The sequence below is a fragment of the Desulfoluna butyratoxydans genome, from assembly GCF_900699765.1.
In the GTDB taxonomy this organism is placed as follows: domain Bacteria; phylum Desulfobacterota; class Desulfobacteria; order Desulfobacterales; family Desulfolunaceae; genus Desulfoluna; species Desulfoluna butyratoxydans.
Genome location: NZ_CAADHO010000008.1, coordinates 222716 through 236823, shown reverse-complemented (window position 1 = coordinate 236823; position 14108 = coordinate 222716). Strand labels below are relative to the sequence as shown.

General features: G+C 62.6%; 12 protein-coding genes. 1 reads left to right on the top strand and 11 read right to left on the bottom strand.

Annotation, left to right across the window (positions count from 1 at the left end; all coding sequences use genetic code 11):
* Window positions 1-430: 430 nt before the first annotated feature.
* From MSL71_RS20065 to MSL71_RS20020, 10 genes are all read right to left on the bottom strand, one after another.
* Window positions 431-1195 (bottom strand): phage baseplate assembly protein V, encoded by a 765-nt coding sequence (locus MSL71_RS20065; protein WP_180143885.1) that lies wholly within the window; start codon window positions 1193-1195, stop codon window positions 431-433.
* A 13-nt stretch (window positions 1196-1208) separates the two neighbouring features.
* Window positions 1209-2315: a phage late control D family protein gene (locus MSL71_RS20060; RefSeq protein WP_180143883.1), complete on the bottom strand. Its 1107-nt coding sequence runs from the start codon at window positions 2313-2315 to the stop codon at window positions 1209-1211.
* A gap of 33 nt (window positions 2316-2348) precedes the next feature.
* A complete protein-coding gene (locus MSL71_RS20055; protein WP_180143881.1) occupies window positions 2349-2900 on the bottom strand; it encodes a hypothetical protein in 552 nt (183 codons plus the stop codon).
* A 3-nt stretch (window positions 2901-2903) separates the two neighbouring features.
* Window positions 2904-3611, bottom strand: a complete 708-nt coding sequence (locus MSL71_RS20050; RefSeq protein WP_180143879.1) for a CIS tube protein — start codon at window positions 3609-3611, stop codon at window positions 2904-2906.
* Window positions 3608-5830, bottom strand: coding sequence for an AAA family ATPase (locus MSL71_RS20045; RefSeq protein WP_180143876.1), 2223 nt, complete (start codon window positions 5828-5830; stop codon window positions 3608-3610). Before MSL71_RS20045 ends, MSL71_RS20050 begins: the two co-directional genes overlap by 4 nt.
* The gene (locus MSL71_RS20040; RefSeq protein ID WP_180143874.1) at window positions 5827-6666 is read right to left on the bottom strand and encodes a Pvc16 family protein; all 840 of its coding nucleotides are present in this window, start codon (window positions 6664-6666) and stop codon (window positions 5827-5829) included. The genes MSL71_RS20045 and MSL71_RS20040 overlap by 4 nt, the downstream gene beginning before the upstream one ends.
* A gap of 12 nt (window positions 6667-6678) precedes the next feature.
* Window positions 6679-6921, bottom strand: coding sequence for a hypothetical protein (locus tag MSL71_RS20035; protein WP_180143872.1), 243 nt, complete (start codon window positions 6919-6921; stop codon window positions 6679-6681).
* A gap of 925 nt (window positions 6922-7846) precedes the next feature.
* Window positions 7847-8731, bottom strand: a complete 885-nt coding sequence (locus MSL71_RS20030) for a T4 family baseplate hub assembly chaperone (RefSeq protein ID WP_180143870.1) — start codon at window positions 8729-8731, stop codon at window positions 7847-7849.
* Window positions 8732-8737: 6 nt separating this feature from the next.
* Window positions 8738-9238 carry a phage tail protein gene (locus MSL71_RS20025; protein ID WP_180143868.1) on the bottom strand — a complete coding sequence of 167 codons (501 nt, stop codon included), beginning with the start codon at window positions 9236-9238 and terminating at the stop codon, window positions 8738-8740.
* A 36-nt stretch (window positions 9239-9274) separates the two neighbouring features.
* A complete protein-coding gene (locus MSL71_RS20020; protein WP_180143866.1) occupies window positions 9275-11218 on the bottom strand; it encodes a phage tail sheath family protein in 1944 nt (647 codons plus the stop codon).
* A 761-nt stretch (window positions 11219-11979) separates the two neighbouring features.
* Here MSL71_RS20020 and MSL71_RS20015 point away from each other — a divergent pair.
* Complete coding sequence (locus MSL71_RS20015) at window positions 11980-13071, top strand: endonuclease/exonuclease/phosphatase family protein (protein WP_180143864.1); 1092 nt, start codon at window positions 11980-11982, stop codon at window positions 13069-13071.
* Between the two features lie 202 nt (window positions 13072-13273).
* Here the strand turns inward: MSL71_RS20015 and MSL71_RS20010 are convergent, their stop codons facing one another.
* Window positions 13274-14092 (bottom strand): crotonase/enoyl-CoA hydratase family protein, encoded by an 819-nt coding sequence (locus MSL71_RS20010; RefSeq protein WP_180143862.1) that lies wholly within the window; start codon window positions 14090-14092, stop codon window positions 13274-13276.
* Window positions 14093-14108 lie beyond the last annotated feature (16 nt).

Genomic DNA, 14108 nt, shown 5'->3' with positions numbered 1-14108 from the left:
GCCTTTCCAGGCTCCGCCGAAATAATTTCCACTTTTTCGCACCCGCGCTTCGTTTTTTGCGGAGCTTTTTTTCAAAAAAGCGACCCGCCGGAGGCAAACTGAATAGTTACTAAAAAGTTTAACAAACAGGTTTAAAAAAACAGATTCAGGTCAATGAACATCAAAGGCACATATGATTTCCCCCGAGGAAGCCGCCTGCGCCCGTTTCGGCCTGTCACCAGTCAACCAGCGTTACCGGAGGCGCGACAACGTATCCTGTGACGTCGAAGCTTGTGAGGCAGCCCGCACAGAGCATCAACGTTTATGTCGGGCGTAGCCCGAGCCGAAGGCCATTGCGCTTTGCCCTGAGGAACGAAGGGCACAGCGCAATGGCAATATGCTTTCGAGGTGGCTCACCTCGGCTTGTTTTAGCGGCTCGTTACGATGCGTTTCAGGCAAACACCTGGGTGTTGCCGGTGACGCTCATGACCACCGGGGCGCCCAGGTTGCCGATGCCACTGTCCCCGATGCGGGTCACGGGTGCCGATGCCGAGCCGAGTCTTACGGCGCTCCCCTTGACTTCCACGGTTCCGGCTCCGGCGTCCACGGACACGCCGGACCGGGTGAGGGTCACCGTTGCCCCGGAGGCGGTGGTGATGCTGATGTCGCCCTCGGCCAGGGTGATGCTGTGGCCTCCGGTGCCGTGGGTGATGGCGATGCCATTGCCGTCCATGGTGAGGACATGGTTGTGCCCGGCTTCCACCAGGGTGACGCGTTCGTCGCCGTCCCGGTCCTCAAACTGAAGGGTATGGCCCTTGGTTGTCTTGATGATTTTGGCCGTGGGCGGGTCCTGTACCTCGCCTTCTTGGGCGCCGTCGGTGCCGACGGGTTTGGGAACCTCGCTCTCCCCGCCGGGCTTGCTCCAGTAGGTGCCCACCCAGATGGGAAACTCCAGGTTCCCTTCCTCAAACTCCACCCAGACCCCGGCCCCCACCTCCGGCACAAAGAGCAGGCCCTGATTCGCGTCCCCGCCAAAGGGCACGCAGGCCGTGGCCCACCCTGTGACGGTGTCCGGGCCCAGTACGCTGGGAACCCTTATTTTTAGACGCCCGAGCCCCTCGGGGTCCCGGTTGTCCACCACCAGGCCCCGGTACTTGCCGTAGTGGTGGTGGTCTATCTTGTCCGACAGCACGGATATCATCTGTTCAAGGGACACGGATCCTCCTTGGCTACAACTCGAAGGGGGCATCGGAAAAGCTCTCCGATCCTGTGGGTTCCAGGGCGTTGCGCGTGGCCGTGAAGCGCTGGGTGTAGCCGTCGTCGGTGAAGGTGTGGGTGACGCGGGTGACGGCGTAAAGGCCGCTGAAGGTCTCGCCGATGCCTTTGATGGGCACCGTTTGGCGCGGTTTGAGCACGTGGCCGTAGTGGTTTCCCATGATTTCGCCGTGGCCGGTGACGAACCAGTGGGCCCGGCGGTGGATGGCCTGGGCGAAGAGGTCCATTTCGGGTTGGCCGGTGGTGACCTTCCGGTCCAGGTGCAGGGTGGCCGGCTGGATTCCGGAAGGGGCAAGGGCCGATGCATCCAGGCGCCCCAGGGACGGGACGTCGTTGGATTCAATCGTTGTTGAAAGGACCTCTTTGTTCAGGCGGTCCACCTGGGCCATGGAGACGCGGCCAGGGCCCAGGGCATTTACCGAGAGGGAGAAGCTGCGGACCGTGGTCTCGTCACCAAAGTGGACGGCGAGGACAGGCTGGGGCGCTGCGTTGAGGTTTGGCTTTTTAAAGCAGCCGGTGCCTTCCTCCATGTAGCAGTCGCAGCCGTTACGAAGGGCAAGGCGCCTGAGGAACTGGAGGTCGGTCTCCCGCTGGATGATGGTGGAGACGGCCTCTCCATGGACCACTTCGGTCTCCTCCACGTCTGTATCAAACCCGTGGCTTTCGAAAATCTCCCGGGCAATGTCACTGTCCTTTTTATCGGGCCAGGCCTTGAGGGCTTCGTCCCTGTCCATGAGGACCGAGGCGTCCATACCCCGGATCTCCAGAACGCAGGCCCCGGGGTCCGGGTCGAAGATGGGGACCATATGGGTGATATAGCCGTTTAACAGGGTGTCGTCGGCAGAGCCGAACCCGGCCCGGAGGGTGATTGATTTCCAGGGCCTGAGCCTTTCGTCTTCCAGGAGTTCCCAGGTCCCCTGGTGATCGCAGGAGAGGGTCAGCTGCATGGCAAAGGTGTCGGTGAGCCCGGTCTCTTTTTCCACCTCCACCGAGACGAGGTGGGGGTAGAGGTCGTCGGCCTCTTCCCCTTGGATCTCTATGGCAAGGTGCTCGTTTTCCATGGCGGCTTTGTGACCCTTTTTCGGTGAACCTGTTTACAGATCCGCAAGGGCAATGGATTTGCCCGTGCGTTCCACGGGTTGGGCCGTTCCCGCAATCCAGCCCGCCTCGGTGACGGCGGCGACCAGTTCCTCCGGGCTCGTGGTGAGGCGGTTGTAGCAGATGATCAGGGTGGCTTCCGGGGCGTCTGCTGCTTCAGTGGGAAGGGGCTCCCCGGTTTCGTCCATGAGCACGTCTTCAACCCCGGGAAGGGCGGTGAGCCTGCGGAGCAGGTCGCTTCGTCCGGGGGGGGGCGCTGTGTTGCCAGAGCCCATGGGGATGCGTACCGTGCGAAAGGGGCCGTCGCCCATGAGTTCCAGGGGGGAGAGGAACTCGGGGTTGGCGTCGGCGATGTGCCACCAGAGCTGCGGGGTGCGGTAGCAGGTCCAGGAGAGATGGTCCAGGCGGTCTGCGTCGGTGAGGGTGTGGCGAACGGTGCCGGTGGTGACCGGGGTGAGGCGAAGGGACACGGACGAGAGCTTTCGGCCCCTGGCGTCAGGGCCCACCTCTGTCTCCTGGTTTTTGTACCTCGAATGCTTGAAAAACATGGATTATCCCGGGATGACCACGTCGGTGATGCTGGCGATGTTGGCCAGGTTCAAGGCGGACATCACCTCTTTCATGGCCTTGGTATAGGTGAAGACCGGGTTGGGCCCCTCGATGACGGTGAGGGAGACGGAGAGGGTGGCCCGGATGGGGTTGAGGTCGGTGCTGAACTCGGTCTCGGTGATGTTCATGCTGTTGATGTTGACGGGCAGGACCCGTTTTCGTCCCCAGATAAACAGGATCATGGGGGGATTTTCTCTCCGGGTGAACCGGAAGCCCAGGTCCGAGGCAAAGAAGCTCTCTTTTTTGGGGTAGAGCATGAGTTCCAGGGAGGAGAGCTGGGGCATGATCCCGAATTGGCTGGCCAGGGGGTCTCCCTCGTCAAGCTTTTCCGTGGCGTCCAGGCGCATCTCAAACTGGATGGTCTCTTCCTGGACCGTTACCTTCTGGTCCCGCTGAAGCTCCAAAAGGTCCGAGTAGGTATCCTGTTGGTGAAACTGCCTCAGGGAGGGACCGGCTGTGGTGGTGCCTCCGGTTGCGGCGTTTCCTGTCGCGGAAGACGCGGCTCCGGGGCCGGAGAAGGTGAGGGTCCGGTTCCGTTTCAGGTCCACGGGGTTGAACTGAAAGGGCACGATAAGGGGAGGAATGCTTAAGCCAAACTCCACAAAGGCCCCGCGCAGGATTTTGGGTGTGTTGGGAAAACCGCCGCTCATTGTTCGGCCTCGTCGGTCCAGAGTTTGCCCATTTTTTCGAACTCACGCCTGACGCCGTGGAGGATGTGGCGTGTGGCGATGGCTTCATCTGCTTCGGCTGCCAGAAAAGCGCTGTTCAGGACAATATTCTTGATGGTTCCCCCGGACACCTCGAACCGGCGGGCCAGGCCCTCAAAATCAAGGGGCTCGGCCAGGGGGGCGCTTTCCGGCACATGGTTTCTCCAGATTTTTTCCCTGAGGCCCGCATCGGGAAAAGGGAACTCCACGATAAAGCGCAGCCTGCGCGTAAAGGCCTCGTCCATGTTGGAACGGAAGTTGGAGGCCAGGATCACCACCCCTTCGTACTCTTCCATTTTCTGGAGGAGGTAGCTCGTTTCGATGTTGGCGTATCTGTCGTGGGCGTCTTTGAGTTCCGTGCGCTTGCCGAAGATGGCGTCGGCTTCGTCAAAAAAGAGGATGGCGTGGCTTTTTTCCGCTTCCCGGAAGATGGTGGCCAGGTTTTTTTCGGTTTCTCCGATGTATTTGCTTACCACGCCGGAGAGGTCGATTTTGTAGAGGGAGAGCTGAAGGTCCCGGGCGATGACCTGGGCGGCCATGGTTTTTCCCGTACCCGGAGGACCGGAAAACAGGACGCTCAGACCTTTGCCGCTGTGCACCCTGGTGTCGAATCCCCAGTCGGAGAACACACGCTCCTTGTGTTTGACCTGGGCGCAGATTTCGTGGAGGAGCGCGGTTTTTTCCTTGGGCAGGACAAGGTCGTCCCAGGACGAGCCGGGTTTGACATGGACGGAGAGGGCCGCCAGCCTGTCGCCGGACTGCTGCCTGCATCCGGCAAAGAGGTCGGGCAGGGTCAGGGGGGCCTCCGGGCTGTTCATGCGGGACTGCATCTCGGCAAACCGGGCGGCATCCCGGATCTGCCCGGGGGGCAGGGCGAACCACCGGGCAAGAAGGGCGGACCACGGCTCCCTGTTTTCAGAGGCATTTTCCTCAAGGGCCCGCTGCCAGGCCGTTTCCCGCAGGGGCACGGGGGGGATGGGCAGGGCCAGGGACGCAAAGGGGAGGCCTTCAAGGGCTGCTTCGCGGGTCCAGGGGGCTTCCCCTGCCATAAAAACAGGCGATGCGAATTCGGTGATCCGTTGGGCGACTTTTTTTAGAAAGGGCAGGGTCTCATCCGAGGAGAGGAGGGCCTGCACGTTGTCCAGAAGCAGAAGGGCTCCTGTGAGGAGGCCTTCTCGAAAGGCCAGCCACATGAGGTGGTCTGATTCCGGGGTGGCTGGGGCCACAAGGGAGAGATCGACGCGGAGCATGGGGCAGCCCAGCTCCCGGCAGACGGATCGGGCAAGGTGTCTCTTTTCGGCCCCCTTTGGACCGTGGAGGTAGAGGACAGATGGGGTGCCCGCCTGCCTGCCCATGAGGTGGAGGGCCCGGGCCTTGACGTGGGGCGGGACCAGCACGCGATCTATAGGGTCTCCCTGTTCTTCGATTCGGGCAAATGCGTTGATGCGGGGATCCGGGGCGTTGTGGCCCAGGAGAAAACCGGTGATGCGGCGGTCGACCCGAAGGAAGGTGGCCAGGTCGCTGGCGCCCGAGGGGCTGTGGGGGTCTTCCACCGGTTGCAGGATGCCCCGCTGCAGGAGACGGGACTCCCGGGAGACGATGGCCCTTAAGCTCCATTTCTGGGCCGGGGTGCGGCAGAGCAGGGAGAGGATCAGGTCCATGCTGGGCCGCTTGCGGGTGATGTCGTCCTGGAGGTAGGCGTAGAGGGTGTCGTATTTTCGGTCAAGTTCCGGGGCCAGGCAGATGATGACCGCCTGGATCTCGATGGGGGAGAGGTCGTAGAGCCCGGCAAGGAGGGGCAGTGCCAGCGGGATGTCCCGGGCAAGGCTTGCCGACACCTTTCGGGCGATCTCCTGCCCCATTTTTTCCAGGTGGTCCGATACCTCGGAGAGGTCGGGCGTGTTCTCCGAAGGGACGCTTTCTTCTGCGAGGAGTCGGTCCACGTGGGAGTCGGAGATGTAAAGGCCCATGCTTGACTGGGCATCTTCCGGGTCTTTGAAGGCTTCATGGCCGTGTCTCAGGGTGAGGACCCCATGGCGGATAAGAAGATCCAGACGCCTGAGTTCATCTGCCAGGTGGTCTGCGTTCCTGGCGTACCCCGTTTCCTCCGGGTGGGGTGATGATGCTGTCCCTGATATGGGGGAGGCCCCTTGGATAATCACGCCGTCACCTCGAAAAAGAGGGTTTTCCGGCAGAGGTGGGAGATGTCGATGCGCATCTCGTAGAAACCGGGGGCCAGGTCCGCCGGGATGGTAACCGCAAAGGCGTCGGAGGCCAAAGGCGTGCCGGAGTCGATGGCCCTTCGCATGACCGAGACATAGGCCCTCCAGCCCGTAAGGTGCCTGCCGGTGACCGTGACCACGGTTCCGGCCGGCGCGGCCGCGGGGGTGATGCCCGTGACCTCGGGGGGATGAAAGGGTGCCTTTACTTCGGGGACTCCCACGCGAAGGACGCGCTTGCCCACGGGGCGCTCCCGGGTAGCTGGCATGTCGATTTGTACCACCGAGACCTCATACGCCACCGAGAGCCGATAGGGTTGGGCAAAGGTGCTCCAGATGGAGCCCATGGACTCCAGGTCCACAGGCTCCTGCCGGATGGTGATCTGTTCCCGGGCGCCTTCAAGGCCCTGGCTGAGGTAAGGGGCGGGCACCACGGGGTTGGCGTGGAAGACCCGCATGGCTTCCCCCAGGATTTTGTGGGCATGGACGTTGCCGGTCTGGGGGTCGGTGAGGGCCTTGGGTGTCATGAGGTAGAACAGGTGCAGAGACAACGGGGGCGGTACAAGCCGGGCCGGGTCGTCGGCCCGGGGTTGCCAGTCCAGGTTCTTAAGGGACGGGCTCTCTTCCACGCGGTAGAGAAAAAGGTTTACGCGCCTGTCGCTGCCGGGCTCGTCCGGGGCAAGGAGGGTGACCCCGACCTCCGGGGTGAGGGTCATCTCCCCGAGCAACAGGTTGCGCAGGGACTCGCTGACCATGCCTATGGCTGTGGATTTGCTCACGGTCCTCCAGAATTATCGGATCATGTTCAACAAGGCCCGGCGCGTTCCGTGGCTTCGATGCCAGGTGGCTGCCCGGTTGGGGCCCTTTGGTGCCGCAGGCCCCTGCACCATGATGACGCGGGTGACGGGTGGCGGTTCCATGGGGGGCTCTTGCGGGGCCTCTGGGGCCGGAGTGACGGAGGCCTCTTGTCGGGGCGCCGGTGCCGGGGTCCCTGGGGCGGTGAGGCCGGGGAAGAGCCGACGCAGGCGATCCATGGGCGCTTCGTCTTCTCCTGAGGGGGTGGCGGGCACCAGGGCGTGAGGGGGAGGGGAAAGTTCCCCGCACGCCCCATGGACCGGTGGCCGGATAGGGGCTTCCGGTGTGCCCGCCGTATCTGTGTGCTGTTTTGCCGGGGGGGCAGAGGCAAGCAGCGAAGCTGGTTCTTGAGACCGGTTTTTTTCTGCGTCTCTTTTTGGACCCGGCGGCTCAGGGACTGTGTCCGCACAGGGCATGGCGGATGGGGCCCGTCTCTTGTACGGCACCGAGGCCACCTCTGTTGTGGGGGCGACATCTCCGGGGCCACGGGACGGGCCGGGATTCATTGTGACGGAGGCACCGGCGGGCTCGGGTCCGGTGTGCTGGGCGGGGACGGACCCTTTGTCACGCTGGACTGGCCCTGGGGCTGGCGGGGCGGTGCCACCTGTGGCGTCCATGTGCGGGAGGGACTTGTTATGGAAGGCTCCGTCGTCCGGTTGCGGTGTGACCACTTTTTGTTCGGGCGTCGCCGTCCGGTGGCGAGTGGTTTGTGTCCTGGGTGTCTCCATGCCCGACACCGGTGCGGATGGCTCCGGGGCGGTGGAGGGGATTCCCGTCTCAATCCGCTCCCCATGGCGGGGTGGGGTGCTCTCTTCACCGTGGGAGGAAAGGCTTGGTGCCCCGAAGGTTTCGTGGGCCTCAATGGGGGGCTCCCGGAAATGCCTGGCGACGTGTTCCAGAGGGGCCGGTGGCTCGGGCTCTGACCCTTGACGGCCCGGGGGGGCGTCTTCGTATCTGAAGGTACCCGGGGGGGCGGCAAGGCGGCCCCGGGTTGTGGGAAGCGTGGGGTCGGGCAGGCCGAGGAGTGCATGGACCCGGTGGGCCGGAGGCTTAGATTTCTGGGGTGTCGGAGCCTGAGAAACGCCCCTTTTCCGGGTGGACGAATCAGCCTGCATGATGGGCTCGTTCCACGGCCTCGGACAGGATATCGATGTACCTTCGCCGGTCTGTGCGGGTCATGCCGAGGATCTCTTTTTCGCTCCAGTGGTAGTGGTAGGCCAGGTAGTGCACCTCCTGAAAGAGGAGGTCGAGGCGGGTGCCCATCTCTTTGAGCACAAAGGCCTGGAGGTCGAAGGCCACGGAGAAGTTCCGTCGGCATTCGGGGCAGAAGGCCTCCATGGTGGTGACCACCTTGGGGGCAAGGCGGTCCATGGCCTCTTCAATACAGGTTTTGGCCTGCTGGGATAGGGCGTCGATCTCCTCCCGGTCCGGGGCGTTGCCGTGGGGGCCCATGGTACGAATACAGCGGGCCAGGAGCAGGGTGGCTGCCAGAACCTCGTCTTCCGCTGCCAGGTGGGCGAGGTGCTCCTGGTCCTCGCCGTTGGGCAACCTGAAAGTAACGGTGCGGGGATCTTCGGCTTCGGCCGGGAGCTCCAAGGGCATGTAGCGGTGCTCCTGGGGGGCCCGGATTACGGGGACGGTGCCCGTGGTGAACTCAATGTCCAGGCGTTCCCCGCAGTCGGGGCGGGAGCAGCGGGTGGTGACGTGCACCCGGGGGCCGAAGGTGATCTCACGAAGCTTCAGGAGGAGAAACTGCCTGTCTCCCACCAGAAGGCGGCGGGTGTGTGCGTCTGTGATCTTTTCCAGGGTGCCCATGCGCCGGATGCAGGCGGCGAGAATCCCTGTGACACGGGCGTCCGGCGAGGCATCGTCCTGTTGTGCCAGGGCTTTTTCCTGGGCGCCCGTCAGGGGGCCCAGGATCACCTCCCGGTGGATGCTTCCGTCTTCGTCCACATAGCCACCGGGCAGTTCACAGGCAACGGTTTCCATGGGGCGTTACGCTTCCGAAGGCTCGGCAACGGAGGTGTCCCGCTCCCACCCTTCGTTTTCCAGCTTGATGGTGCGGATCATCACGGCGTCGCCCCCGGCGTCAAGCTCGGGAAGGGCCTGGTACTCGGAGACCCAGCAGCGATACACCTTGTAGGAGAGCACCTTGGTGCCCTGCATGTTGAAGACGTCGATGACCACGTCCTTGCGGAAATTTTTCAGGGACATGGAGGCGTCCCCCTGGAAGTTGTTGACGAGGTTGGCCCACTCCTCAAAGGTGGTGTCGTGGGTGATGCCCGCCTCCAGGGTGATGCTCTCGTAGGAGGTTTTTCCGGGGAGTTTCCGGCCGGAGCTGGGGTCGCCGCCCTCTCGCCAGTCCGTCACCGCGGTGGTCTTTTTCAAGGGGCTGCACTTGCTGAGGCCAGCGATGTATTTTCCGTCCCATTTCACCTTGAATTTAAAGTTGCGGTACGGGTCAAACCGGTGGGTGTTTACAGTGAACTGTGCCATGGGGGATCTCCCGTTGGATAGGTGTCGGAGGTTGAGCTATCGTTGCCCTGCGGCCTGGCTGAGCTTGACCACCACGAACTCCGCGGGCTTGAGGGGGGCAAAGCCCACCAGCACGTTGACGACGCCCCGGTCGATGTCGGCCTGGGTGGTGGTTTCGCCGTCGCATTTGACAAAGAAGGCCTTGGACGGCGTGGCGCCCTGGAAGGCACCCTGGCGGAAGAGGGTCATCATGAAGGAGTTGATGTTCAGGCGGATCTGGGACCAGAGCTCCTCGTCGTTGGGCTCGAAGACGGTCCACTGGATGCCGTTGTAGATGCTTACCCTGAGCATCATGGCCATGCGCCGAACCGGGATGTATCGATACTCCGCGTCGGAGCTCAGGGTGCGGGCACCCCAGAGAACGATGCCGGAGCCCGGGAACTTTCGGATGACGCAGACACTCTTCTTGTGCTTGTTGAGGTTGCCCTGCTGGGAATCCGTGAGGTCGGCGGCAAGGCCCACGGCACCGCTGAGCATGGCCTCGGTTCCGGCCGGGGCTTTCCAGACGCCGCGTTTGGCGTCTGTGCGGGAGTAGATGCCCGCCACGTAGCCGGACGGGGGGACGGTGATGGGTTCGGGGCTGAGCCCGGTGGGGTCCAGGGCCTTGAGCCAGGGGAAATAAACGGCGCCAAAGGAGTTTGGGGTGTTGATGGCGTTTCTGTAAGCCATGGCGCCTTCAAGGGTGGTGGTCTCAATATTCATGTCCGCGATGTAAAAGCAGTCGCTTAACGGGCGGTTCCGGCAGTAAGCCATGCCTGCGTCGGCCACGGCGGGTGTGCCGATGCCCGGGATGGCGATGAGGCTGACGTCCAAGACGGTGTCCAGCCAGTTCAGGGCATTGATGTAGTCGATGTCGCCTAGCGGGAGGGTGCCGTCGGTGCCGGGGCGGATAGCGGTGACCGCACCGGATACGGTGTCGTCCCCCAGAAGGTAGGGGGCATCCGGGGCGCTGTTCTGGGGGCGCATGGCCGAGGACCCCTCCACCTCGATGCCTCCGTTGCGCGTGCCGAGGCGGAGGGCAGCCGAGGCATTGGTCAGGGGATCGGGTCCGTCGACCACCTCTACCCGGGAGTCCGCCGAGGTGTGGCCGGAGGTGATGCGAATCCGGTCGGTCTGTTCCACGGAGACCGTCACCTGGTAGGCATCTGCCGGGGTGGAGTCCCTTAAGGGGACCAGGGCCCGCAGGGCGGCCTGCAAGCCCGCGGCGACGGCCGACAGGTCGGTGAGATCGGCTTCTTCCAGGGCCTCGGTGAGGTCCACGGTGCGGTACCCGTCGTTGTGGATGTTGATGCCGATCTGGCGCTGGTTTTCCCCCAGCAGGGTGCCTTCGGCAATGGCACCGCCCTGGCTGTAGCCCGGGATCTGGTTGCTGTTGGCCTCGTTGACGGCCACCCGGAGTACGCCGGACCGGGCATTCACCGCGGTTTGCACGTATTGGGGAGAGGCCGGGTTCATGGAGAGGTCTTCGTGGGTTTCGAGCCGTACGGCCGGGCCGTCCGGGGTGTCGTTGTCCCGGTAGATGGCGAGGGTGAAGGCATTGAGGGGATCGTCGGAGGCGTCGCTGTCCACGACAACCATGAGCCGGTTTCCCCAGGCCCCCGGGGAGACGGCGGAAAAGGTGAGGCTCTCCTGGGCCGTGGTGCCTCGGTCCTGGACCGTGACCCCGGAGGTGTCGGCACCTGCCGCCACCCTGCCCACATAGCACTGGCTTCCTCCGTTGTTGAAGAACTGGTAGACGGCGTGGGCAAGGAAATACCCTTTCATGAAGCCGCCGTAGGTGGCCTGGAATTCGGTGAAGTTAAAGATCTTTTTTACGGACCCGATGGGGCCCTGCTCGGCGACGCCGAAAAAAGCCGCCGTTGAGGTGCCCGCTGTTTCGATGGGCTTGACACCGCTGGACACCTCTTCCATGTAAACACCTGGATACGTCAATACTGCCATGGGATTCCTCCTGAAGTGAAAGCGTAGGGAGCTCGGACGGAGTGGGGGGCTGCTGGACCATGCGACGGCTGTGGCCGGGCATAGCTCCGCCTCCTGGGCTACATGCAAGGGAGCCCTGTCAGGCAACGAGGTCGGCTATATGAAAAAAAGACCCGTGAAAAGCGTCTTGGTGCGATGGATCGGGGCTTGGGAACGTATGCGGTCAGTGGATTTTCATCGCCCCTTGCGATTCTCCCCGGCGGGTGTCGCGGTTTATGGACCATGGGGTGCATGACCACTGCCATGTGCACGGGCAGGCCGGAATGCGGACGAGCCCTTGAGTGATCCCATCAATGAACGAATTTAAGACAAAAAAGAAGTAGGTATGTAAGACGTGTTCGACTTCTCATATGCGAGAAGTGTCTATTGTCTATAGTCGCGGTTAAAGAGGATGTCAAGCTGCATTTGGCATCAGTGAGTCAAAATTAAGTTGTCGAGTAATCAACATTTTTTGCCCAGGCTTTCCGCGAAGACCGTTCGGGTAGGAAAGGGCTGAGTCGCCTGGAAGGGCATTTTATGCCGGGGGGAGACGGGGTGTGCTTTTTTACGATTCGCAGGGGCGATGGGGAGCGTCATTGTTTCGCAACGCGTCAATACGAGACGCTGTCTTTTTTTCCGTTTGGGGGGTATGATATGCGGAAGCACGAAAAACCAGAACACAGGCCTGCGGGCGACGCCGCAAGGCCGGGTGGCCAACGCCCATGGGGCATGGGGGAGATGCGATGTACGGACTGGTGAAATGCCTTGGCATTCTGTGTGCCGGGAGTCTCGTGATGCTTCTCGTGGCCGCGGTCTGGGTGTATCGGGGCGGGGAGCGTTTTGAGGCGGTGGCCTCGGCCAGCCTCACCGCCGGAGAGGGGCCTGCCCTTTCGCCCGGCCAGAGCCTTACGGTCATGAGCTGGAACGTGCAGTATTTTGCCGGGAAGAACTATGTGTTTTACTATGACCTTCCCGGGTTTTCCGGGCCGGACAAACGTCCGTCTCCACAGGATATGGACGCCACCTTTGCCGAAGCGGCCCGTGTCGTGGATGATGAATCACCGGATATCCTCCTGCTCCAGGAGGTGGACCACGGGGCTTCCCGTACCGACGGACAGGATCAGGCCGCGAGGCTGGAGAGCCTGCTAAAGACCCGTTACCCTTTCAAGGCCGAGGCCTTTTACTGGAAAGCCCGCTTTGTACCCCACCCGAAGATCATGGGGGCTGTGGGCATGAAGCTGGTGATTTATTCTCGCTACCGCATGGAGGCCCCCGTCCGCATCGCCTTGCCCGGGGCTGGGGGCAATTTTTTCACCGAACGCCTCAATCTCCAGCGGTGCCTGCTGACCGCCGAACTTCCGGTTGCGGGCGGGGGGCGCCTGGCCCTGATCAATCTTCACCTGGAGGCTTTTCCGGTAACGCCGGACCTCCTTGCCCGTCAGCTCGGTGCCCTGGAGCATGTGATCCGTGTGTTCGAGCGGCAGGGTGCCCCCGTCATTTCAGGGGGCGACTTCAACCTGCTACCCCCCGGCCAGTACGAGGCCCTTGACGAGGAGCAGCGGGCCCTGTTCAACCCGGAAGGGGAAATGACGCCCCTGTTCAGCCGGTACACGGTGATTCCCGGCCTTGACGACACCGACCCCCGGGGGCCGTCTCCCCACTACACCCATTTTCCCAACGACCCGGGCATCTCCGGGCCCGACCGCACCCTGGATTACCTGGTGTGCTCCAGGCAACTCGCCGTGACATCGGCCCGGGTCCGGTCCGAAGATACCCTCCATATCTCCGATCATCTCCCCGTGGTGGCGACCCTGGCGGTCCCGGAGCAGGACTAACATCGCTTCGTAAACATTCTCAGATGTAATCGCTATGCTTCCGGCTTTTTTTTAAATGCTCCGCAAAAAACGGTCACAGTGCACCCGTGCTTCGGCGGCGCCTGGAACGGCTTGTTTAAGACCTGTTTTTCATAAAAAACCCCCTGGTGCGGGCCATATGACTCGCAACAGGGGGCTTGGGGTGTCGGTGTGTTGGAACGGATCAGGTGCCGGTGAATTTAGGGGCACGTTTTTCGCCCATGGCGGTCACCGCTTCCATGAGATCGTTGGAGGGGACGATGTTGCCGCTGATGGCGGCCACGTAGTTCAGGCCCTCGTCGATCTGGGAGGCGATGGCGTTGTTGAGGACGTCCTTGGATGCCTGCACCGCGATGGGGGCGGCTCCCAGGATCTCCTCGGCCAGGGCGCGGGCACCGGCGTACAGGGCGTCGACGTCTTCAAAGACCTCATTGACAAGGCTCACGTCACGGGCCCTTGAGGCGTCGATGAACTTGGCGGTGAAGGCCATCTCCCGGGCAACACCCTGGCCCACGATGAGGGGCAGGCGCTGGAGGACGCCCATGTCCGCCACCATGCCCACGGCAGCTTCCCTCAGGGAGAAGGTGGCGTCGGCAGAAGCCAGGCGGATGTCGCAGGCGCAGATGAGGTCCAGGCCGCCGCCGATGCATTTGCCCTGCACCGCGGCGATGACGGGCTTGCGGATCCGCTCGATGACGGTGAGGCCGTCCTGCATGAGCTTGAGTTTGCTGAGCAGGGGCCATTTCACGCCCCCTTTCTGCTCGGGGTCGAGGAGCTCGGGGAGCATGCCGATGATCTCAAAGAGGTCGATGCCCGCACAGAAGTCTTTTCCCTTGCCCGCCACGATAATGACCCGGACCTCCGGGTCTTCGTCCAGCTCTTTGAACACCCCCACGCTGTCAACCCAGGCAGGCGGGTTCATGGCGTTTTTCTTGTCCGGCCGGTTGAGCCACACCGTGGCGATGGGGCCCTCTTTTTCCACCAGATAGTAGTCGCTTTGCATTGTACTCTCTCCTTAT